The sequence below is a fragment of the Clostridium perfringens ATCC 13124 genome, assembly GCF_000013285.1.
GTDB classification, from domain to species: domain Bacteria; phylum Bacillota; class Clostridia; order Clostridiales; family Clostridiaceae; genus Sarcina; species Sarcina perfringens.
This window is the reverse complement of record NC_008261.1, coordinates 2,998,396-3,020,273: the sequence shown is the minus strand read 5'-3', so window position 1 is coordinate 3,020,273 and position 21,878 is coordinate 2,998,396. Positions and strand designations below refer to the sequence as shown.

Genomic DNA, 21,878 nt, shown 5'->3' with positions numbered 1-21,878 from the left:
TGCATAAATGATAGGTCACAATAAAGTTAGAGATAGATTTAGTAAAAGTGTAAGTAAAAATGCACTTTCCCATGCTCATTTAATTATTGGTGAGGATGGAATAGGAAAAAGTCTTTTAGCAGATGAATTTGCTTATAAGATTTTAGGAATACCATCACAGAGAGAACATGTAGATATTGTTCATTATAAATCTGAAAAGGCCTCTTTTGGTGTTGATTTAGTAAGAAATATTATAGCTGAGGCAAATAAAAAACCTTATGAATGTGATAGAAAGGTTATAATAATTCATAATGGAGAAAAGCTTACAGTTGCAGCACAAAATGCTTTATTAAAGACCATAGAAGAACCTCTTACAGGTATTTTTATAATAATTTTAAGTAGTAATATTGATTCTATATTAGAAACTATAAGATCTAGATGTCAAATACATAGGTTAGCACCTCTTAGTAAAGAGGAAATTAATTTATATATATCTAAAAAGTATAATGGAATAGATGATGAATTAAATAGAACTCTTATATCTTTTAGTGAAGGTATCCCAGGAAGAGTTGATAAATTCATGAATGATGATATTTTTAAGGATATAAGAAATACAGTTATAGATATGTTAAAAGATATTGGGCATGGGAAAATAGAAGTTCCTATAAAATATTCTGATAAATTTTATAGCATGAAGGGTAACGAAGAGGAAATCTTAGAGACCATAACTATTTTTGCCAGAGACTCAATTATATTTAAGGAAATAGAAAGCAACTTGTCCATAATAAATGGAGATAAAATAGATGGTATTAGAGAAATAGCTAGTAATTTATCCTATAATAAATTAAATAGGATAATAAAAGTAGTTAATGAGGCCAGAAATAATTTAAAAAGTAATACTAATTTATGGCTAACTTTAGATAGTATGCTGATTAGTATATTGGAGGAATAAAAATGATAGAAGTAATAGGAGTCAGATTTAAAAAAGCTGGTAAAATATATTACTTTGGTCCTAATGGTATAGAGATAAAGAAGGGTCAAAACGTAATTGTTGAAACTGCTAGAGGTATTGAATTTGGAGAATGTGTAATTGGTATAAGAAAAATTAGTGAAGAGGATATCGTTGCACCATTAAAATCTGTATTAAGATTAGCTACAGAGGAAGATATAAATAAGCATAAGGAGAATAAAGCTAAAGAGACAGAGGCTTTTGAAATATGCTTAAAGAAGATAGAAGAACATAATTTAGTAATGAAACTAATAGATGTAGAATATACATTTGATAATAATAAGGTTATATTCTACTTTACTGCAGAGGGTAGAGTTGACTTTAGAGAATTAGTAAAAGATTTAGCAACTATATTTAAGACAAGAATAGAGCTTAGACAAATAGGGGTTAGAGATGAGGCTAAAATGATAGGTGGACTTGGACCATGTGGAAGACCTCTTTGTTGCTCTACATTCTTAGGAGACTTTGCTTCAGTTTCAATAAAAATGGCTAAGGAACAAAGTTTATCACTAAATCCAACTAAGATATCAGGAATATGTGGAAGACTTATGTGTTGTTTAAATTATGAGCAAAGCACATATGAAGAAATAAGAAAAGAACTTCCTAGAGTAGGATCTGTAGTTGAGACTGAACTTGGAAAAGGTGAAGTAGTAGGTAACAACGTATTAAAGGAATTAGTAAGAGTTAAATTACCAAGAAAAAATGAAGAGATTATACAGGATTTTAAAATGTATGATGTAAAATTAATCTCAGGTAGCTATGAAGGTGAAGTAGAGGATACAAACATTAGATTAGAAATTACTGATGAAGCGGATAAAGCATTAATTAAAAATCTAATAAAAGATAATTAAAATTAAATTTTTAATACGGTATAGGGGTATTCTTTAGCATGTTAATTCTAATTTTACTAGAATAGGCTAAATATGCTTAAAAGAGATATTAAATACTTTAAAAATTAGCAAAAATATGATAATATAAATATGGTATTTTTATACCAACATTTTAGGAGGTGTTTTATTATGGCATACAAAATATTAGACACATGTGTAAGCTGTGGAGCATGCGCTGCTGAGTGTCCTGTAGATGCAATATCACAAGGAGATACTCAATTCGTTATAGATGCAGATACTTGTATCGATTGCGGAAACTGCGCTAATGTTTGTCCAGTAGGTGCACCAGTTCAAGAATAATATTATTAAAGATCATCTTCGGATGATCTTTTTTTTTGCAGCTTTAGGCTGCTTTTTTTATTTTAAAGTAAATTTTGAATAAATGTAGGAGAGTGTTGGAAAAATATAATATAAAAAATGGTAGGAAGGGTGAGTGATTTGAAACTAAAGGATTTAAGAGTTCTAGAGGGGAGAAATATAAAGGGAGAAGAAAATCTTATATTTATAGACATAGAGGAATCTGAAAGAAAAAGATTATATTGGTTAATAAGTGATTATGAGTTCATATGCAGAAAGATGAATATTGAAGGTACCTTAAAAGAGGCTATATATAATGAGTTTGGAGGATGTGCGTGGTTAACTTACTCTAATAAGGAATTAGCTTTATTTATAATTGAAAGCTTAATAGAGGGAGTAAGTGCAGATAAATTATTAAATGAAGCTGTAGCTAAAAAGCAACGGATTTGGGAGTATAACTTATTAGAAGAGTGTTCTAAGAAAAAAATAGACTTCTTTAAAGAGGATGATGAAATAATAGTAGGGTATGGAGTTAATTCTAAGAGAATAAGTAAAGAGGATTATGAAAATAAAAATTATAATCTGGATTTAATAAATAATGGAGTTATTCCTATAGTATCTATAACAGGAACTAATGGTAAAACATCTACTTCAAGATTAATATACAAAGGTTTTGAGAATTTAGGGTATTTCTCTGGATTAGCTATGACTGGTGGAATAATTATAAATAATGAGTTTGTAAAGAAGGGAGATACTACAGGATTTTATAGTGCTAAAAAGGTTCTTACCAATCCACAGGTTGAAGTTGGGGTTTTAGAGACTGCTAGAGGTGGTATTTTAAGAAAGGGATTAGGATTTAAAAATTCTAAGGTTGCCATAATAACATCCTTAGCAGAGGACCACATAGGGGTAGATGGAATAAAAGATATTAATGATTTACTAGATATAAAATTAATTACAACTAGAGAAGTTTTACCAGAAGGAAAAGTAATAATAAAGGCAGAACCAAAGCTATATGAAGTTCTACAGACAAAAGAAAATTTAGTTTTATTTAATTCTAAAAAGAATGAATATATTGAAAAACACATGAAAAATGGTAAGGAAGCTTGGTTCGTAGAGGATGAAAATGTAATATTTTTTGATGGTAAAGATAAAAATATTATCTCTAATATAAAAGATTTTAAGTTTACTCATAATGGTAATTCAAAAACTAATATAAATAATATTTTGGTATCTATAGCTGCTATATATGAAGTACATAAAAATTTAAGGGAAGTAGTGGATTCCTTAAAAAATATAGAGTGTGATGTCTATAACAATATTGGAAGACAAAACATAATTGAACTTGAAAATTTTAAGATTATATTGGACTATGGTCATAATCCAGAAGCCTTTGAGGAATTATTTTACTTAGCTAATAATATCAAAAGAAATAAGATAATTTCTATAGTTTCATCACCAGGAGATAGGCTTGATGAATACATAAAAGAATTAGGAAAAATAGCAGGAAAAAATTCAGATACTATTATAATAAAAGAAACCTTTGATAGAAGGGGAAGAGAGGAATTAGAAATAACTAATTTAATAAAAAGTGGGATAAATGAAGTTGAAAATAAATCAGTAGAAGTATTATCAATAATAGATGAAGAAGAAGCTATCAAAAAGGCAATATCAATGGCCAAAGAAGGTGATATTATAGTAGATTTTACTCAACATTTAGATGTAGTAATCCCTGTTATAAATAAATACTTATCTCATCATGGAAAAGAAATTATAGAGGTTGATTTAGAAGACTTTCACTAAAGAAAAAGGCTATATCAAATTCCTAAGTAATGGAGTTTGCATATAGTCTTTTATATCATATCTTCAGAAGTAAGTTCTAATATTTTTATTGTAGTATTTTCAGGAATTGATTCAGGATTTACTGATAAAACCTGATCATGAGTTATTTTAAAACCTTTCATTTCCATTAGAAATTTATCTACAGTATTTAAATAGAAACTTAATTTTGCAGTTTTATAATGCATTGGAATAACGTAACCAGGATTTATATCTAGGATTACCTTTTTTAGATTTTCTACAGAAATAGTTAAATGTTCTCCTACAGGAACAAATAATATATCTATATGGCCTAGTTGCTTTATAACTTTAGAAGAAAGTATATGTCCTAAATCTCCTAAGTGACAAAGTGTTATGTCATCACAAAGAATTTTAAATATGAAGTTTTTATCACGTTTTAATCCAAAGCAATCATCATGAAAAGATAAATATGATTTAACTTTGCAAAAGGTATTTTGATAATCAACTAAGTCTGTTAATACTTTTGCTTCATCATTAATGTATTTTGTACAATTATGATCGAAGTGCATATGACTTATAGTAACTAAGTCCACATCACCTTTATAGGGAATATATCCTATATCTATATCAAATGGATCCATTAATATACGTTTTCCAAGATTAGTTTTTATTAAAAAACAAGAATGACCTAACCAATAAATATTCATTAAAAATCCTCCTATAAAAATTATTTATATTATTGACACATATAATATAAATAAACATAAAATATAAGAATAATTTATTTGAATTGAATTTATTTAAGGAGATTTAAATAAAAATAATAGATGAATAAGTGTATTACATTGATTAAGTATGTCAAATGTATTAATATATATTGTGTATTAAGGTCAGTAAAGGTCAAATTTTGAGGAGTGATATATATGGCTAAATTGTCAGATTCAATAGAATATTTTCTAAAGGATTTATTAGACCAAACAGAAGATAACAATTTAATAATAAGAAGAAATGAGTTAGCTGATAAGTTTAAGTGTGCACCATCACAGATAAATTATGTTTTAACAACTAGATTTACCTATGAAAAAGGATATTTAATTGAAAGTAGAAGAGGTGGTGGTGGATACATTGTAATAAAAAAAGTAATTCATGAAGTTCATGCTGATAGAAGAGATTTAATTTATGATGAGATAGGTACAGGGATTACATACCATAATGCAGCTGCCATTGTAGATAATTTACTTGAACATAATATCATAGATGAGAAAGCAGCAAATCTTACTAAGGTTGCAATAAATGATAGAACCCTTCAGAGTTCTAAGAATATAAATGAAACAAGGGCAGATATTTTTAAGGCTTTGCTTATGGTATTGCTTAAGTAATTTATGGGAGTTGAAAATTTTGCTTTGTGAGAGTTGTAATAAAAATAATGCAACAATACAATTATTAAAAAGTACTAAGGGGAAAAAAGAAAGCTTAATGCTTTGTGATAAATGTGCAATTGAAATAATGAGCCTTGCACTAGAAGATGAGGAGATAAATTTAGAAGATTTTTTATTAGATTTAAATACTTATATAGAGTGCATTGAAGAGAGGGTTAAGGATAAAGCTTTAGTATGTAAAAATTGTGGAACAAGATTTTCTGATTTTGAAGAGGATAATTTCCTAGGGTGTGAAAAATGCTATGAAGTATTTAAAAATAGAATAATATTTTTATTAAATTTAGAAGAAGCAGAGATAAATCATAGAGGGAAACAACCTAAAACAATAAAAAAGGACTTAAAGAAATTAGAAATCTTAAATTTACAAGAAAAATTAAAAATTAATATACTAAAAGAGGAATATGAAGAAGCTATTATTACTAAGAAAAAAATACATGATTTAAAAGAGAGTATAAGGGAGGATAGTAATAGTGGTTCAATGGATTAGCCCCTTAGATAATAGCATAGTAATTGCATCAAAAGTTAAAATCTTAAGAAACATAAAAGGAATTAAATTCACTAAGCTATTAAATGAAGAGGAATTTAATGATCTTTTAAGTATGGTTTTAGGACGCTTGAAAGAGATTGATATTTTGGATAAATGTTATGTAGTTAAATTAAAAGACGGTGAAGAAAAAATAATAGATTACTACAAAGAAAATTTTGGTTTAATAAAATACTTTGAAAATAAGGATAATCTTATTTTTATAATGAATAAAAATGGAGAATTTAATATATTACTGAATGAAGAAGAGCATATTGGGATAGAATGTACAAATAGTGGATTAAGTTTAAGAGAAGTGTATTCTAAGGTAGATAATTTAGATGACTTAATTGAAGAAAAAATACACTATTCCTTTGATTCTGAATTAGGATACTTAACATCAAATATAAAAAATTTAGGAACAGCTTTAAGAGCAAAGGTATTTATACACTTACCTCTTTTAAGTTCAAATAATTTAATAAGAATAATAAAAAATGCTCTAAAGGAAGAAGGAATTACTCTAAAGAGTATATATAATTCAGGAAATAAAGATGTTGGCAATATTTATGAAGTATCTAATATTAAGACTTTAGGAATGTCAGAAAAAGATATTTTAGATTCTCTTATATCTATTACTAATAAATTAATTTTAAGAGAGAAAAACCAAAGAGATAATCTTTCAAAGGATGAGTATATTGAATTAAAAGATGATATTTTAAGATCTTTAGGAGTTTTGAGAAATACCTATTCAATAGATAGGGATGAAGCTTTAAAATATTTATCTTATGTAAGGTTAGGAGTTGAGCTAGGCATTATAGAAGATCTTAGTTTAAAATCAGTAAATTCTGCTATGATTGAAATTCAACCTGATATGATAAATAACTCATCAATTAAAAAGAGAGATATACAAAGTTTAAAAATAGAAAGAGCCAAAATTATTAGAAATGCTTTAAACACATAATTATAGGGTATTGGGAGGTAAAAGATGCGTCTTGATAATTTTAATGAAAATTCCAAAATAGTAATCAATAAGGGAAAAGAAAGTTCTTTAATGCTAAAACACGGCTACATGGGAACAGAGCATTTATTAATAGGATTAATTAATGAAAATGGACAATGTTCTAAAATTTTGGAAGAAAGCAATGTAACTGAAGAAAAGGTACTTAGTTTTATTAAGCTATATGTTGGAATTGGAGAGGTAAATTATAGTTTGGATGAGGTGCCTTTTACACCTAGATGCAAAAAGATTTTAGATAGAAGTGTTGAAATTGCTAAGGAATATGGTCATAGCATTTCAAGACCAGAGCACATATTATTAGCCTTAATAAAAGAAAGAGAAGGTGTAGCTAATTTAATTCTAACTAAAATAGTAAAAAATGATATAAAAAATATAAGCGATAAGTTAAATAACATACTAGGTAGAATTCCAAGTAAGGAAAGTAAAAGCCTTAAAGAAAAGGAAAAACCAAAAAGAAAAGATACTCCTACATTAAATCTTTATGGTATAAATTTAATAGAAAAGGCAGATAAAAATAAACTTGATCCTGTAATAGGGAGAAAGGATGAAACTCAAAGACTTTTAGAAATACTTTGTAGAAGAATGAAAAACAATCCTTGTTTAATAGGAGAACCTGGAGTAGGAAAAACTGCCGTTGTAGAAGGATTAGCTCAAAGAATTCTATTAGGTGAAGTACCAGATATTATTAAGGATAAAAGAATATTTACCTTAGATGTGACTTCTATGTTAGCTGGGGCAAAATATAGAGGAGAATTTGAGGAAAGACTTAAAAAGGTTTTAAACGAAGTAAAAGATTCAGATGATATAATACTCTTTATAGATGAAATGCATAATATTGTTGGGGCTGGGGGAGCAGAAGGTGCTATAGATGCATCAAATATATTAAAACCAGCTTTAGCAAGAGGTGAAATACAATGTATAGGTGCAACAACAACTGATGAATATAGAAAAAATATAGAAAAGGATTCTGCTTTGGAGAGAAGATTTCAACCAGTAGTTGTAAAAGAGCCTAGTAAAGAAGATTCCGTATTAATATTAAAGGGATTAAGAGAAAAGTATGAAGTACATCACAATGTAAAATTAACAGATGAAGCCATAGAGGCAGCTGTTAATTTATCAAGTAGATATATAACCGATAGATTTCTACCAGATAAGGCCATAGATCTAATAGATGAGGCTGCGGCTAAGGTAAGAATAGAAAGTATGATTGTTCCTCCTAGACTTTTTAAGCAGGAAGAATTAATAGCTAACTTAAAAATTGAAAAAGAAGAAGCTATAAAATTACAGGACTTTGAATTAGCTGCAAAGTTAAGAGATGAAGAATCAATGTTACAGGAAGAACTAGAGCGAGATAAAGAACTTTGGAGAGAAGAAAATTACAATAAAATCTACGAAGTTAATAAAGAACATATTGCAAAGGTTGTTTCAAAGTGGACTCAGATACCAGTAGAAAGGCTTACAGAGAAAGAATCAAGTAAACTTCTTAAGCTGGAAGAAAAGCTTAGTAAAAGAGTTATAGGACAATTAGAAGCAATAAGAACCATATCTAAAGCTGTAAGAAGATCAAGGGTAGGTCTTAAAGATCCTAAGAGACCTATTGGATCCTTTGCCTTTTTAGGACCTACTGGAGTAGGAAAAACAGAGCTTTGTAAGGCTTTAGCAGAGGCTATGTTTGGTGATGAGAATAAATTTATTAGGCTTGATATGTCTGAATACATGGAAAAGCATGGTGTATCTAGACTTATTGGAGCTCCCCCAGGATATGTAGGATATGAAGAGGGAGGACAACTTACAGAAAAGGTAAGAAGAAATCCTTACTCAGTAATACTTTTTGATGAAATAGAAAAAGCACATCCAGATATATTTAATGTTCTTCTTCAAATATTAGAAGATGGTGTTCTTACAGATGGAAAAGGTAAAACAGTAGATTTTAAGAATACAATAATCATAATGACTTCAAATATTGGAGCAGATAAATTAGATAAGAAAAATGCAGTTGGATTTAGTGCTAAAGAGGATAAGGAACGAGATTATGATAAGATGAAAGGAATTATGTTAGAAGAGCTAAAACAAAATTTCAAACCTGAATTTGTAAATAGATTAGATGACATAGTTGTATTCCATAGTCTAGAAAAGGATCATCTTTTAAAAATTGTTGATCTTATGATATGTTCTCTAAAAGAGAGGTTAAATGATTTACAACTTTCTTTGAATTTTTCTCAAGAGTGTAAAGAATTTTTAGTTAAAAAGGGCACTGAATTAAAATATGGAGCACGTCCATTAAGAAGAGTTATAACTAAATATATTGAAGATAGATTAAGTGAAGAACTTTTAAGTGGAAATATATTAAGAGGATCTAAGGTAGATGTTTTCTTAGAAGACGACGTTGTAAAATTTAAAAAAACTGTTTGATTTTAAGAATAAATAAGGTTATATATGATAAAACATATATGACCTTATTTTTTTATTATTTATCTATATATTGTATTTTAAATTTCGGAATATAATAGAGTTTTTTTGTTAGAATAAAAAATAAAACAAAGAAAAAATATAATTAATAATAATTATTATTGAAAAATTGTTTAACAAGGAGTATAATTAATAAAAAATAGGTACCCTAAGGGGGTACATCGAATAATATATCATATAATACAAATAATAAATTTAACCTCAGTAAGGAGTGTTAGTATGGATAAAGAAATAAAAGAATTAGATTTAATAATAATTGGAGCAGGTCCAGCAGGATTAACATCTGCAATATATGCTTCAAGAGCAAAATTAAGTACTTTAGTTTTAGAAGATAATTTAGTTGGAGGTCAAGTAAGATCAACTTATACAGTTGAAAACTATCCTGGATTTACAGAAATAACAGGAAATGATCTTGCTGATAGAATCCAAGCGCAAGCAGAGGCTTGTGGAGCTATAATAGATGAATTTGATTTTATAGAAAATGTCTCATTAAAAGATGATGAAAAAATCATAGAGACTGGAGATTATATATATAAGCCAAAGGCTGTAATAATAGCTACAGGAGCTACACCTAAGAAATTACCAATTCCAAGTGAAAGTAAATATCTAGGTAAGGGTGTGCATTACTGTGCAGTATGTGATGGAGCAGTTTACCAAGATGAGGTTGTTGCCGTTGTAGGTGGCGGAAATGCTGCTTTAGAAGAAGCTTTATATCTATCTAATATAGTTAAGAAAGTAATTGTTATAAGAAGATATGATTATTTCCGTGCAGAAGCTAAGACATTAGAGGCTGCAAGTAATAAGGAAAATATTGAAATAATGTATAACTGGGATTTAGTTGATGTTCTAGGTGGAGAGTTTGTTGAAGCTGCAAGAATAAAAAATACTAAAACTGGAGAAGAAAAAGAAATTGCTATAAATGGAGTCTTTGGATATATAGGAACAGAACCTAAGACATCTATGTTTAGAGAATATATAAATGTTAAAGAAAATGGTTATATTGAAGGCGATGAAAACATGAGAACTAATGTTAAGGGTGTTTATGTAGCAGGAGATGTTAGAGAAAAGATGTTTAGACAAATAACTACTGCCGTTTCAGATGGAACTATAGCAGCCTTACATGCAGAAAAATATATTTCAGAAATAAAGGAGAGATAAGTATGGTAAAAGTATATTCAGTTGAATGGTGTGGACCATGTAATAAATTAAAAAAATATTTAGAAAAATTAGGCGTTCAATACGAAACAATCACAGTTGCAGATGGTAAGGAAGATAGAAATGAAGTTTTAGAAGTTTCAGGACAAAGATCAGTGCCAGTAGCTGTTATAGGAGAAGAAGTTATAGTTGGTTTTGATAAGCAGAAAATTGATGCTGCAATAGAAAAAATAAGATAGTAGAAGGTGATTCTTAATGAATACTAAAGAAAATATTTTTTATAACTTTATGGGTGGTAATTTCTATGAAAACAAATCAGATAAATTAATAGATATAAAATCACCTTTAGATGGTAGTTTAGTTGGAAGGATACAAAGTCTTTCTAAAGAAGATGTGGATAAAATTATTGATAATGCAGAAAAAGCACAAAAATCATGGAATGAAGTTCCTTTAAATGAAAGAGCACATGTGCTTTATAAAACTGCAGATTTATTAGAAGAGCATAAGGAGGAATTAGCAAATATAATGATAAGAGAAGTTGCTAAGGACAAAAAGAGTGCTTTATCAGAAGTTAGCAGAACAGCTGACTATATAAGATTTACAGCTGATGCTGCAAAGAGTATGGATGGAGAAAGTATACCATCAGATAACTTCCCAGGATTTAATAGAAGTAAAATATCTGTGGTAACAAGAGAACCTTTAGGGGTTGTATTAGCAATATCACCTTTTAACTATCCAGTAAATTTATCAGCATCAAAAATAGCACCTGCTATAGTAGCTGGAAACAGTGTTGTGCTTAAACCTGCTACTCAAGGAAGTTTATCAGCTTTATTCTTAGCTAAAATGTTCCATGATGCAGGTCTTCCAGGAGGAGTTTTAAATACTATTACTGGAAGAGGAAGTGAAATAGGAGACTATTGTGTAACTCATGATAAAATAGACTTCATAAACTTCACTGGAAGTACAGAGGTAGGAAGAAGAATTTCAGAAATAACAGTTATGAAGCCTCTTCTTATGGAACTAGGTGGTAAGGATGCTGCTATAGTTTTAGAGGATGCAGATTTAGATTTAACTGTTAATAATATAATTGCTGGTGGATATTCTTACTCAGGACAAAGATGTACTGCAGTAAAGAGAATATTAGTAATGAATTCAGTTGCAGATAAATTAGTAGAGAAATTAAAAGAAAAAATAAGCAAATTAAAAATGGGAAATCCATTAGAAGTAGAAGATGTAACAATAGTTCCGCTTATAGATAATAAAGCAGCTGACTTTGTTATGGAACTTATTGATGATGCAAAAGAAAAAGGTGCTACTTTAGTTTGTGGAGGACATAGAGAAGGTAACTTAATAGAAGCTACTTTATTTGATAATGTTACTACAGACATGAGATTAGCATGGGAAGAGCCTTTTGGCCCAGTTTTACCTATCATAAGAATAAATGATAAGGATGAAGCTATAAAAATAGCTAATGCATCTAAATATGGATTACAATCATCAGTATTTACTAGAGATATAAATGAAGCATTTTATATTGCTAATAAATTAGAAGTTGGTACTGTTCATGTTAACAATAAGACTGAAAGAGGACCAGACCACTTCCCATTCCTAGGAGTAAAATCTTCTGGTATGGGAACTCAAGGTATAAGATATTCAATAGAAGCAATGTCTAGACCTAAGGCAACAGTAATTACAATAAGATAATAGTTTTATAATTATTATTTATTTCAACCTATACCTAAAGAGCTACAAGTAAATTTCTACTTGTAGCTTTTTTATTGCAAAAAAATAAAGAGATGTAAAAACATCTCTCTATTTTATGTTCCTATTCGTTTAAAGCTTTATCTATAGCATTTTTATCGAAACCAACTATAATAGTTCCATTTATATCTAAAACAGGAACACCCATTTGTTTACTCTTTTTAAGCATATCTTCTCTAGCAACCATATCTGTTTGTACGTTTAAATCTTCAAATTCAACATTTTTTGATTTAAGATATTGTTTTGCTTTAACGCACCATGGACAAGAGTTTGTTGAATAAACCTTTACCATATTATCATCTCCTATGCGAATTAATTTTTAATATATCTTTATTTTAAGTATTAAAAGTGTATAAAATATGTGATTTAAATCAATAAAAAATAATTATTTAATTTGATCATCATTTAAATGGTCATTAAATATTAAATTATGCATTGTATCTTCATTGTTGTTAATAAAAGAAGATAAACTAGTTAGGGCAGTATTAGAAGAATGCAATGGATTTTCATAAACAGTAGAGTTATTACTAAATTTATCATTTAAGTTCAATGGAATCCCTCCTAATTTTTATTTATAGTATTTGATAAAATTTCAATAGATATTCATTAGTATTGATAAAAGTGGAAAATATTTAATGATAAATGATAAAATATAACATAGACTAAATATGAAATTATTACAAAAAGAATGTATAGTGGTCTAGACAAGTTAGAACCAGTTGAGTATAATTTAATTAGGAGGAGAAATCATGATAGATAAAAATAGTCCTATACCTGTGTATTACCAATTAAAAGAGATGATAAAAGAAAAGATAGCAGATGGCACTTGGCAAGTAGGACAGTGTATAGCAAGCGAAAGAGAGTTGACAGAGGCTTATGGAGTAAGTCGAATGACTGTCAGACAGGCTTTAGGAGAACTAGTACAAGAAGGTCTTCTTGTTAGAGAAAAAGGAAAAGGAACCTTCGTATGTGAACCTAAAGTAAAGCAAGAAGATATGATGAGTTTCTCAGAAATTATTAAAAAAGCAGGAAGAAGTTTAATAACTAAAGTTATAGATTTTGAAGTTATTAATACCCCTGAAGAATTAGCAGATACTTTTGATTTAGAAAAAATATATAAAATAAATAGATTAAGATTAGTTGATGGAGAAGCTGTTGCTAATGAGGTTGTTTATATTCCTTGTGAATATTGTGGCTTTGTAACTAGAGATGATTTAGAGGGGTCCTTATTTAAGTTATTAGAAGAAAAGGGACATATTATAGAAAGTACAGAATCATCTTTAGCAGCTGTAATAATGGATGATGAGCTAAAAGCTTTATTTAATGTGAATAAACAAGTACCTCTTTTAAAAAGTCATAACACAGCTTTAAATTCAGAAGGCGAAATAATTTACGTTGAAGATGCAATTTATAGGTCAGACAAATATATATTAGAAATTAATATTTCTAAAAGAGAGGGGAAATTGAAATGAGATTAATCGTTACTAAGAATTATGAGGAAATGAGTAAAGTTGCAGCTAAAGAAATGGCTGAAGATATAAAAAGAAATCCTGAAATTGTTTTAGGATTAGCTACTGGTGGAACTCCAGTTGGAATGTATAAAGAGCTTATTAGAATGTACAATGAAGGAGAATTAGATTTCTCAAAAGTTACAAGTATAAATTTAGATGAATATGTTGGGTTATCAGGGGATCATGATCAAAGTTATAGATACTTTATGAATACAAACTTATTTAACCACATAAACATAGATAAAAATAATACATTCGTACCTAATGGATTAGCAGAAAATGTTGAAGAAGAGTGCATGGCATATGATGCTAGAATTCAAGACATGGGAGGAATTGACCTTCAGTTACTAGGATTAGGTGCAAATGGACATATAGGATTTAATGAGCCAGGAGAAGCTTTAAGTGTAGGAACTCACTTAACTGATCTTAAAGAATCAACTATAGAAGCAAATGCAAGATTCTTTGATTCAATTGATGATGTACCAAGAAAAGCTATAACTATGGGACTTGGTGGAATAATGAAGGCTAAAAAAATAATGGTTATAGCAAGTGGAGAAGGAAAGGCTGAAGTTGTTAAGGCAATGATGAGTGGAAAAATAACAACTGAAATTCCAGCTACCATGTTACAAATGCATAGAGATGTCATATTAATAGTTGATGAAGATGCAGCTAAATTATTAAAATAGTTATTACTATCTTAGATTAATATATAAGAAGACTGTTTGTAGATAAAAGCATTATTTAAATGCTTAAATTTACAAACAGTTTTTTATTTTTATTCTAATAATTATTATTAAATCTTTTACATGAATCTTTTTAAGAAAATAGTAATAAATAAGTATGTGATTAGTTATAATGATATGATATGATTATTTAAGGATATATTAGGAAATAATTAGATTTGTACGTAAAATGAAGAAATATGGAGTTGGTAAAGTGGCAAAGGTTAGAAGCATATATGTATGTCAAAATTGTGGATATGAAACACCTAAATGGATGGGAAAATGTCCAGAATGTAATAATTGGAATACTTTAGTTGAAGAGATTAGAGATACTAAGAGTAATCAATCTTCTCCTAAGGTTGAAAGACAAATTGGTGAGCTTAAAAAGATAAAAGAAATTAAATCAGGTGAAAAGGAAAGATATGATACTGGAATTGGTGAATTAAATAGAGTATTAGGTGGAGGACTTGTTAAGGGGTCGCTTACACTTATATCTGGTGATCCTGGAATAGGTAAATCTACACTTCTTTTACAGACAGCCAATAATATTTCAAAAAAATATGGGAAAGTTTTATATGTTTCTGGGGAAGAATCAGAAGAACAAATAAAAATAAGAGGAGACAGGTTAAAAGTTGATGCAGAAGAACTTTATATAGTTTCCGAAACTAATCTTGATGTAATAGAAGCATATATAGATAAACTTGAACCAGCTTTCATAATAATAGATTCAATACAAACAATTTATAGAGAAACAGTTTCTTCAGCACCAGGAAGTGTTTCACAGGTTAAGGAATGCTCAAATGCTGTAATGAGAATTGCTAAAGGAAAAAATATTCCTTTATTTATAGTTGCTCACGTTACTAAGCAAGGGGATTTAGCAGGACCAAGAGTATTAGAACACATGGTGGATACCGTATTATCCTTTGAAGGGGAAAGAACTGAAGAATTTAGAATATTAAGAACCATGAAAAATAGATTTGGTACTACGGCTGAAATAGGTGTTTTTGAAATGCGTGGAGAGGGATTAATGCAGGTTTATGATCCATCTAGCATGTTCTTAGAGGACACTAGTTTTAATCAAGAAGGGTCAGTTGTAATTGGAGTCATGGAAGGAACTAGACCTATTCTTGTGGAAATACAATCATTAGCATCTGAAACAAAAGCAGTTATGCCTAGAAGAACCTCTGTAGGAGTAGAAAATTCAAGGTTAAGTTTAATATTAGCTGTATTAGAAAAAAAATTAAGAGTTCCTTTTTATAATACTGATGTTTATGTAAATGTAGTAGGAGGACTTGAAATAGAAGGTACTACAGCAGACTTAGGAATTGCTATTTCACTTGTATCCTCTGTTAAAGGTAAGGCAGCTAGCTTAGAAAAATTAGTTGTTGTAGGCGAGGTTGGGTTAACAGGTGAAATAAGACCAATATCAAATTGTGACAGAATATTAAATGAAGCAGAAAAAATGGGATTTTTAAATGCAGTTGTTCCTTATAGAAGTTTAGAAAAATTAAAGGGAAGTAAATTAAACCTTATAGGAGTAAAAACTGTAAGGGAAGCAATAGGAAAGATATTTTAAGATGGATAGGTGTGAGTAAATGAGAACTGTACATGATGATGAGTTAAAAAAAATATTAAAAATAATGAGTCCAGGTACTTCTTTAAGGGAAGGATTAGATAATATACTTAGAGCCAAAACAGGAGGACTTATAGTATTAGGGGATAATGAAGAAATATTAGATTTAGTAGATGGTGGATTTAATATAAATTCTGAATATAGTCCAGCATATATATGAGCTTGCTAAGATGGATGGAGCATTAGTACTTACTTCAGATAGAAAAAGAATACTCTACGCAAATGCTCAGCTTATGCCAAATCAATCTATAAGTACTTTTGAAACAGGAACAAGACATAGAACTGCTCAAAGGGTTGCAAAGCAAACAAATAAAATAGCAATAGCTATATCACAAAGAAGAAATATAATTACTGTTTATAAAGGTGACATAAAATATGTTTTAAGGGATAGTGCAGTTATATTAAGTAAAGCAAATCAGGCTATACAAACATTAGAGAAGTATGTAGCTGTACTTGAAAGAGTAACAAATAATCTTAACATACTTGAGTTTCAAGACCTAGCAACTCTTTTTGATGTAACTACAGCTATACAGAGAACTGAAATGGTAATGAGGATAGTTGAAGAGATAGAGGGTTACATTATTGAGCTAGGAAATGAGGGAAGACTTATTTCTATGCAATTAAATGAATTAGTAAGAAGTATAGAACAAGATGGAGTCCTTTTAATAAGAGATTATTGCTATGACAAGATGGAATATAATGATGTCTACAAAGAAATTCAAGAGTTATCGGCTGAAGATTTATTAGATTTAGATATAATAGCAAAAGAATTAGGATATGTAGGAAAATCTTTAATTGACACATTAGTGTCACCAAGAGGGTATAGAATATCAAATAAGGTACCAAGAATACCTTCAAATGTAATAGAAAACTTAGTAGGACATTTTGGAAAGCTTAAATATATTCTTGAAGCTGGTAATGAAGAATTAGATCAAGTAGAAGGAATTGGAGAAGCTAGAGCTAGAGCAATAAAAAATGGATTAAGAAGAATAAGAGAACAAGTTGCTTTAAATAAAAATTTATAAAAAGAAGTGCCATATAAATATGGCACTTAATATTTATCTAAAAGTAAATTTACCTAAAGTATCCATTTTGTTATATTCTTTTAATAAGATATCAAATAGGTTTAGATCCAGTGCATTGCATAGTGAAGTTAAATAGAAGAGATTATTTCCAAGTTCACGTTCTATAACTTCTCTGCAATTTTCGCATAAGTCACCTTTTATATGAGAACTTAAGCGTGGATTAAGTTCTTCTAAGGATAGGTCAGTATCCTCTAGCATATTCTGTTTTTTAGCACAAATCTCTATGCAACCGCAATTTGTAACGGCTTTGCATATAGCTCTGCTAGCTCTTGCTTGAGATTCTTGATATTTACTCAATATATCTAATATGCTTTTGTGTCTAAGTAAAGAATTATTAACGCTATTTTGAAAATCGTCAAAAATTACGTCCTTCATAGTGTTTCACTCCTTATATACTAATCTTTGACCCTATAGTAATTATAGAATTTTTTGGTTATATTTGTCAAATGATTTAGGTTGCAAAACTAAATATATGTTAAAAACTAATTAGCTTGTTAACTTGACTTTAATATAAATCAAATTTAAAAAGATTTATAGGGGGTAATTTATTAATTATAATAATTAAACAATATTTGTAAGTATTAAAGTGCTTCAATATGGTATAATTAAGAAAATATATTATAAATATTTTACAACTATGAATGATAAAAACTAAACATGTCAATAATTATATAGGAGGTGAGTTTGTGATAAAGAAAATTTTCAGAGTAATTTTCACTATTTTAGGGTTGTTGATTGGATTTGTTTTAGCAGACGGAATAAGAAAAAGTGCTATAGGCAATGAATATTTAACAAACATTTTTTTTAAGGTATCATTTTATGTAATTTTAATTGCTGTTTTTGGAATCATTTTATTTATTCTTTCTCCTTTTATTTATAAATCTATAAGAAAACTTATAACATTTATAGAAAAAGGGATATCTAAATTATCTCCAAGTGAAATAATATTTGGAGCGGGGGGAGCTATAGTAGCTCTAGTATTAGCTTTAGTAATAACGTTGCCATTAAGTAGCTTTTTAAGTGGCTTAAATGAAATGTTAGGACCTATTGTGTCAGTTATCATAAACATAATAGCTATGATTATAGGAGCTGATATAGCTGTTAAGAAAAGAGAAGATATTACAGGATACTTTGAGAATTTTAGAAAAAATCAATCTAAAGAAAAGAAAACAAAGAATTCTTCTAATAAGAAGAATGAGGCTACTCCAAAGGTTTTAGATACATCTGTAATAATTGATGGTAGAATCTTTGATTTATGCCAAACTGGTTTTATAGAGGGAGCTTTAGTAATTCCAACTTTTGTTCTTGATGAATTAAGACACATCTCAGATTGTTCAGATTCTTTAAAAAGAACAAGAGGAAGAAGAGGATTAGATATATTAAATAAAATCCAAAAAGAGCTTCCGATAGAAGTAATCATGTGGGAAGGTGATTTCCCAGAAATAGCAGAGGTTGATATTAAACTTCTAAAATTAGCACAAAAATTAAATGGTAAGGTTGTAACAAATGATTATAACTTAAATAAAGTAGCTGAATTTCAGGGTGTTCCAGTATTAAATATAAATGAATTAGCAAATGCAATTAAGCCAGTAGTATTACCAGGAGAAGAGATGACTCTTACTGTTGTAAAGGATGGAAAAGAATCTGGACAAGGGGTTGCTTATCTTGATGATGGTACTATGATTGTTGTAGAAGGTGGTAGAAAGTACATGGGAAAAGAAATAACAGTAGTTGTAACTTCAGTACTTCAAACTGCAGCAGGAAGAATGATATTTGCTAAATATAAATCTTAAGAGGAATTTAATTATGGGAAAAGTAGTTAGCGTAATATTAGCAGGTGGAAAAGGAAAAAGAATGGGTGCTGAAGTTAGTAAGCAATTCATTGAAATAAATGGTAAGCCTATAATATATTATACTTTAAAAGCTTTTGAGGAGTGTAAAGGTATTGATGAAATAATTCTTGTTCTACCTAAGGATGAAATAGATTATTTTAAAAGAGAAATAGAACCTAGATTTGATTTTAAAATATCTAAAATTATTGAAGGTGGAAAGGAAAGACAGGATTCAGTTTACAATGCATTAAATTCCATAGGAGATTGTGATATTGTTTTAATACATGATGGAGCAAGAGCTTTTGTAAGCAATAAAATAATAGAAGACGGAATAAAGTATTCTAGAGAGTTTGGAGCAGCAGCTCCAGGTGTTATGCCAAAGGACACTATAAAAGTTAAAAATTTAGAAGGATTCTCTGTGGATACACCAAATAGAGCATCTTTAGTAGCTGTTCAAACTCCACAATGCTTTAAATATAATTTAATAAAAAAAGGTCATAACAAAGTTAAAAATGAAAAGATTCAAGTTACGGATGATACTATGATAGTAGAACTTTTAGGAGAAAAAGTTTATCTTTTTGAAGGTGACTATAAAAACATAAAGGTTACAACACCAGAAGACTTAATATTAGCAGAACATTTTGTTAAGTAAGGATCACAAGATAGAGACAGTATATTGACATGTTATTTTTATAAGGATATAATTTTATAAGATTTAAGAAAATTTAATAGTTGTAAAGACTGTGAAAAAGATTAGTAGAAACGCTTATACAGAGAGAAAATACTAGGCTGAGAGATTTTCAACATGTTTTGAACCTACTTTGGAGTCGTAGCAAAAAACTAACCGGGTTTAATACCGTTAACAATGAATAGAGTACAAATTTAGGTGGTACCGCGAAATACAAGCTCGCCCTAAAGTTTTTTAGGGTAGAGCTTTTTTTTATTTTTTAAATGAAATTAATTAAAATATTAAGATTATAAATAGCTTATGAGGAGGTAGTATATTATGAAAATGTCAAATATGTTAGTAGGAACTTTAAGAGAAGTTCCAGCTGAAGCAGAAATAGAAAGTCACAAGCTTATGCTTAGAGCAGGTCTTATGAGAAAGATGGCTGCAGGGATTTATAACTATATGCCTTTAGGATTAAAGGTTATAGAAAATGTTAAAAATATAGTAAGAGAAGAAATGAATAATGCAGGTGCTCAAGAATTCTTAGCATCAGCTTTAATACCAGCTGAGTTATGGCAAGAATCAGGAAGATGGGATGCTTATGGAGCAGAAATGTTTAGATTAAAAGATAGACATAACAGAGATTTTTGCTTAGGACCAACTCACGAAGAGGTATTTACTGATATAGTTAGAAATGAAATAAAGTCATATAAGCAATTACCATTAAATCTTTATCAAATACAAACTAAGTATAGAGATGAAAGAAGACCAAGATTTGGAGTTATGAGATCAAGAGAATTCATAATGAAAGATGGATATAGCTTTGACAAAGATCAAGAAGGATTAGATTTAGCATATGAAAAAATGAGAAAAGCATATGTTAATATATTCAATAGATGTGGATTAGATGCTAAGGCAGTTGCAGCTGATTCAGGAGCTATAGGTGGATCAGGTTCAGCTGAGTTTATGGTTAAATCAGAAGTTGGAGAAGATGATGTAGTATTCTGTACAGCTTGTGATTATGCAGCTAACATAGAAAAAGCTCCATCAACACCAGAACATGCAGAAAAAGAAGAATTAATGGAAGTAGAAAAAGTTGAAACTCCAGCTGTTAAATCAATTGAAGATTTAGCAAAATTCTTTGAATGCTCACCAAAGAAAATAGCAAAAACTTTAATATTCCAAGCTGATGATAAAGTGGTTGCTGTTGTATTAAGAGGAGATAGAGAAGCTAACGAAGTTAAGATAGCTAATGCTATTGGAGAAGTTATAGAATTAGAAATGGCAAGTGAAGAGGCTGTTAAAGAAGCTACTGGCGCAGCTGTTGGATTTGCAGGTCCTATGGGAATAAAAGTAGATATGTTATTAGTTGACCAAGAAGTAGCTAATATGTATAACTTCATAATTGGTGCTAATGAAACTGATATGCACTTAAAAAATGTAAACTATGGAAGAGACTTTGAAGGAATAGTTGGTGACTTTAGAAATGTTACTATAGGAGAAAAATGTCCTGAGTGTGGAAAAGAAATAACTATTTCAAGAGGTACTGAGGTTGGACATATATTCAAACTTGGAACTAAGTATTCAGAGTCTATGGGTGCAACATTTATTGATGAAGATGGAAAAGCTAAACCATTTATAATGGGATGCTATGGAATAGGGGTTACAAGAACTGTAGCTTCAATAATAGAGCAACACAATGACGAAAACGGAATAATATGGCCATTAGAAGTAGCTCCATACCATGTATCAGTTATACCAGCTAATGTTAAAAATGAAGAACAAGCAACTAAAGCTGAAGAAATATACAATGAATTAAGAAAAATGGGAGTTGAAGCTCTACTTGATGATAGAAAAGAAAGAGCAGGAGTTAAATTCAAAGATTCTGAATTAATGGGAATTCCAATGAGAATAACTGTTGGAAAGATGATTGGTGAAGGTCAAGTTGAATTTAAACTTAGAAACGGTGGAGAAGTTGAGACTTTATCTATAGAAGAAGTTTATAATAGAGTAAGAGAAGAATTTGAAAGAGCAAATTTATCTTTATAATTTATAAGATTAACGGAATTGTATATAATTAGAATA

The 21,878-nt window shown here is 29.2% G+C and carries 21 protein-coding genes and 1 pseudogene; 18 read left to right on the top strand and 4 right to left on the bottom strand.

Going from position 1 to position 21,878, the window contains the following annotated elements; all coding sequences use genetic code 11:
* The first annotated feature begins 7 nt into the window (after window positions 1-7).
* The 4 genes from CPF_RS13470 to CPF_RS13455 all read left to right on the top strand — a co-directional run bounded on the left by CPF_RS13470 (window position 8) and on the right by CPF_RS13455 (window position 3,978).
* Window positions 8-931: a DNA polymerase III subunit delta' gene (locus CPF_RS13470; RefSeq protein WP_011591135.1), complete on the top strand. Its 924-nt coding sequence runs from the start codon at window positions 8-10 to the stop codon at window positions 929-931.
* 2 nt (window positions 932-933) lie between these two features.
* A complete protein-coding gene (locus CPF_RS13465; RefSeq protein ID WP_003452261.1) occupies window positions 934-1,839 on the top strand; it encodes a PSP1 domain-containing protein in 906 nt (301 codons plus the stop codon).
* Window positions 1,840-2,007: 168 nt separating this feature from the next.
* Window positions 2,008-2,178 carry a DUF362 domain-containing protein gene (locus CPF_RS13460; RefSeq protein WP_003452217.1) on the top strand — a complete coding sequence of 57 codons (171 nt, stop codon included), beginning with the start codon at window positions 2,008-2,010 and terminating at the stop codon, window positions 2,176-2,178.
* A gap of 117 nt (window positions 2,179-2,295) precedes the next feature.
* Window positions 2,296-3,978: a Mur ligase family protein gene (locus tag CPF_RS13455; protein ID WP_011591134.1), complete on the top strand. Its 1,683-nt coding sequence runs from the start codon at window positions 2,296-2,298 to the stop codon at window positions 3,976-3,978.
* 50 nt (window positions 3,979-4,028) lie between these two features.
* Here CPF_RS13455 and CPF_RS13450 read toward each other — a convergent pair whose 3' ends face one another.
* Window positions 4,029-4,682, bottom strand: coding sequence for an MBL fold metallo-hydrolase (locus CPF_RS13450; protein ID WP_003479254.1), 654 nt, complete (start codon window positions 4,680-4,682; stop codon window positions 4,029-4,031).
* A gap of 216 nt (window positions 4,683-4,898) precedes the next feature.
* Between CPF_RS13450 and CPF_RS13445 the strand changes: the two genes are divergently transcribed.
* The 7 genes from CPF_RS13445 (at window position 4,899) to CPF_RS13415 (ending at window position 12,283) form a co-directional block, all read left to right on the top strand.
* Complete coding sequence (locus tag CPF_RS13445) at window positions 4,899-5,354, top strand: CtsR family transcriptional regulator (protein ID WP_003452250.1); 456 nt, start codon at window positions 4,899-4,901, stop codon at window positions 5,352-5,354.
* A gap of 19 nt (window positions 5,355-5,373) precedes the next feature.
* Window positions 5,374-5,901: a hypothetical protein gene (locus CPF_RS13440; RefSeq protein WP_003459366.1), complete on the top strand. Its 528-nt coding sequence runs from the start codon at window positions 5,374-5,376 to the stop codon at window positions 5,899-5,901.
* A complete protein-coding gene (locus tag CPF_RS13435) occupies window positions 5,885-6,898 on the top strand; it encodes a protein arginine kinase (RefSeq protein ID WP_003459295.1) in 1,014 nt (337 codons plus the stop codon). The genes CPF_RS13440 and CPF_RS13435 overlap by 17 nt, the downstream gene beginning before the upstream one ends.
* Before the next feature lie 24 nt (window positions 6,899-6,922).
* Window positions 6,923-9,367 carry an ATP-dependent Clp protease ATP-binding subunit gene (locus tag CPF_RS13430; protein WP_003459331.1) on the top strand — a complete coding sequence of 815 codons (2,445 nt, stop codon included), beginning with the start codon at window positions 6,923-6,925 and terminating at the stop codon, window positions 9,365-9,367.
* 276 nt (window positions 9,368-9,643) lie between these two features.
* On the top strand, window positions 9,644-10,582 hold the full coding sequence (gene trxB / locus CPF_RS13425; RefSeq protein WP_003452248.1) for a thioredoxin-disulfide reductase: 939 nt from the start codon (window positions 9,644-9,646) through the stop codon (window positions 10,580-10,582).
* Window positions 10,583-10,584: 2 nt separating this feature from the next.
* Window positions 10,585-10,818: a glutaredoxin family protein gene (locus CPF_RS13420; RefSeq protein WP_003452243.1), complete on the top strand. Its 234-nt coding sequence runs from the start codon at window positions 10,585-10,587 to the stop codon at window positions 10,816-10,818.
* A 16-nt stretch (window positions 10,819-10,834) separates the two neighbouring features.
* Window positions 10,835-12,283: an NADP-dependent glyceraldehyde-3-phosphate dehydrogenase gene (locus CPF_RS13415; RefSeq protein ID WP_003459369.1), complete on the top strand. Its 1,449-nt coding sequence runs from the start codon at window positions 10,835-10,837 to the stop codon at window positions 12,281-12,283.
* Between the two features lie 121 nt (window positions 12,284-12,404).
* Here the strand turns inward: CPF_RS13415 and CPF_RS13410 are convergent, their stop codons facing one another.
* Together CPF_RS13410 and CPF_RS15040 are read right to left on the bottom strand one after the other, a co-directional pair.
* The gene (locus tag CPF_RS13410; protein ID WP_003452255.1) at window positions 12,405-12,632 is read right to left on the bottom strand and encodes a glutaredoxin family protein; all 228 of its coding nucleotides are present in this window, start codon (window positions 12,630-12,632) and stop codon (window positions 12,405-12,407) included.
* A gap of 93 nt (window positions 12,633-12,725) precedes the next feature.
* Window positions 12,726-12,890, bottom strand: coding sequence for a hypothetical protein (locus tag CPF_RS15040; protein ID WP_003459343.1), 165 nt, complete (start codon window positions 12,888-12,890; stop codon window positions 12,726-12,728).
* Between the two features lie 199 nt (window positions 12,891-13,089).
* Between CPF_RS15040 and CPF_RS13405 the strand changes: the two genes are divergently transcribed.
* The 4 genes and pseudogenes from CPF_RS13405 (at window position 13,090) to disA (ending at window position 17,231) form a co-directional block, all read left to right on the top strand.
* Window positions 13,090-13,812, top strand: coding sequence for a GntR family transcriptional regulator (locus CPF_RS13405; RefSeq protein ID WP_003469605.1), 723 nt, complete (start codon window positions 13,090-13,092; stop codon window positions 13,810-13,812).
* On the top strand, window positions 13,809-14,537 hold the full coding sequence (gene nagB / locus CPF_RS13400; RefSeq protein ID WP_011591132.1) for a glucosamine-6-phosphate deaminase: 729 nt from the start codon (window positions 13,809-13,811) through the stop codon (window positions 14,535-14,537). Before CPF_RS13405 ends, nagB begins: the two co-directional genes overlap by 4 nt.
* Window positions 14,538-14,787: 250 nt before the next feature.
* Window positions 14,788-16,149 carry a DNA repair protein RadA gene (gene radA / locus CPF_RS13395; protein ID WP_003479244.1) on the top strand — a complete coding sequence of 454 codons (1,362 nt, stop codon included), beginning with the start codon at window positions 14,788-14,790 and terminating at the stop codon, window positions 16,147-16,149.
* Between the two features lie 19 nt (window positions 16,150-16,168).
* Window positions 16,169-17,231, top strand: a pseudogene (gene disA, locus CPF_RS13390) (DNA integrity scanning diadenylate cyclase DisA).
* Window positions 17,232-17,264: 33 nt separating this feature from the next.
* Here disA and CPF_RS13385 read toward each other — a convergent pair.
* Window positions 17,265-17,666, bottom strand: a complete 402-nt coding sequence (locus tag CPF_RS13385) for a hypothetical protein (protein WP_003459340.1) — start codon at window positions 17,664-17,666, stop codon at window positions 17,265-17,267.
* 311 nt (window positions 17,667-17,977) lie between these two features.
* On the opposite strand from CPF_RS13385, the gene CPF_RS13380 reads away from it, so the two are divergent.
* The 3 genes from CPF_RS13380 (at window position 17,978) to CPF_RS13370 (ending at window position 21,842) form a co-directional block, all read left to right on the top strand.
* The gene (locus CPF_RS13380) at window positions 17,978-19,084 is read left to right on the top strand and encodes a PIN/TRAM domain-containing protein (protein ID WP_003459365.1); all 1,107 of its coding nucleotides are present in this window, start codon (window positions 17,978-17,980) and stop codon (window positions 19,082-19,084) included.
* Between the two features lie 13 nt (window positions 19,085-19,097).
* Window positions 19,098-19,775, top strand: coding sequence for a 2-C-methyl-D-erythritol 4-phosphate cytidylyltransferase (gene ispD / locus CPF_RS13375; protein WP_003459324.1), 678 nt, complete (start codon window positions 19,098-19,100; stop codon window positions 19,773-19,775).
* 354 nt (window positions 19,776-20,129) lie between these two features.
* Window positions 20,130-21,842: a proline--tRNA ligase gene (locus CPF_RS13370; RefSeq protein ID WP_003459370.1), complete on the top strand. Its 1,713-nt coding sequence runs from the start codon at window positions 20,130-20,132 to the stop codon at window positions 21,840-21,842.
* Window positions 21,843-21,878: the final 36 nt, after the last annotated feature.

Coding starts and splice junctions, on each gene's coding strand:
- CPF_RS13460 (WP_003452217.1), top strand. CDS start 2,008: ATGGCATACAAAATATTAGACACATGTGTAAGCTGTGGAGCATGCGCT.
- ispD (WP_003459324.1), top strand. CDS start 19,098: ATGGGAAAAGTAGTTAGCGTAATATTAGCAGGTGGAAAAGGAAAAAGA.
- trxB (WP_003452248.1), top strand. CDS start 9,644: ATGGATAAAGAAATAAAAGAATTAGATTTAATAATAATTGGAGCAGGT.
- CPF_RS13405 (WP_003469605.1), top strand. CDS start 13,090: ATGATAGATAAAAATAGTCCTATACCTGTGTATTACCAATTAAAAGAG.
- CPF_RS13385 (WP_003459340.1), bottom strand. CDS start 17,666: ATGAAGGACGTAATTTTTGACGATTTTCAAAATAGCGTTAATAATTCT.
- CPF_RS13445 (WP_003452250.1), top strand. CDS start 4,899: ATGGCTAAATTGTCAGATTCAATAGAATATTTTCTAAAGGATTTATTA.
- CPF_RS13455 (WP_011591134.1), top strand. CDS start 2,296: ATGGTAGGAAGGGTGAGTGATTTGAAACTAAAGGATTTAAGAGTTCTA.
- CPF_RS13410 (WP_003452255.1), bottom strand. CDS start 12,632: ATGGTAAAGGTTTATTCAACAAACTCTTGTCCATGGTGCGTTAAAGCA.
- CPF_RS13370 (WP_003459370.1), top strand. CDS start 20,130: ATGAAAATGTCAAATATGTTAGTAGGAACTTTAAGAGAAGTTCCAGCT.
- CPF_RS13420 (WP_003452243.1), top strand. CDS start 10,585: ATGGTAAAAGTATATTCAGTTGAATGGTGTGGACCATGTAATAAATTA.
- CPF_RS13430 (WP_003459331.1), top strand. CDS start 6,923: ATGCGTCTTGATAATTTTAATGAAAATTCCAAAATAGTAATCAATAAG.
- CPF_RS13465 (WP_003452261.1), top strand. CDS start 934: ATGATAGAAGTAATAGGAGTCAGATTTAAAAAAGCTGGTAAAATATAT.
- CPF_RS13470 (WP_011591135.1), top strand. CDS start 8: ATGATAGGTCACAATAAAGTTAGAGATAGATTTAGTAAAAGTGTAAGT.
- CPF_RS13415 (WP_003459369.1), top strand. CDS start 10,835: ATGAATACTAAAGAAAATATTTTTTATAACTTTATGGGTGGTAATTTC.
- nagB (WP_011591132.1), top strand. CDS start 13,809: ATGAGATTAATCGTTACTAAGAATTATGAGGAAATGAGTAAAGTTGCA.
- CPF_RS13450 (WP_003479254.1), bottom strand. CDS start 4,682: ATGAATATTTATTGGTTAGGTCATTCTTGTTTTTTAATAAAAACTAAT.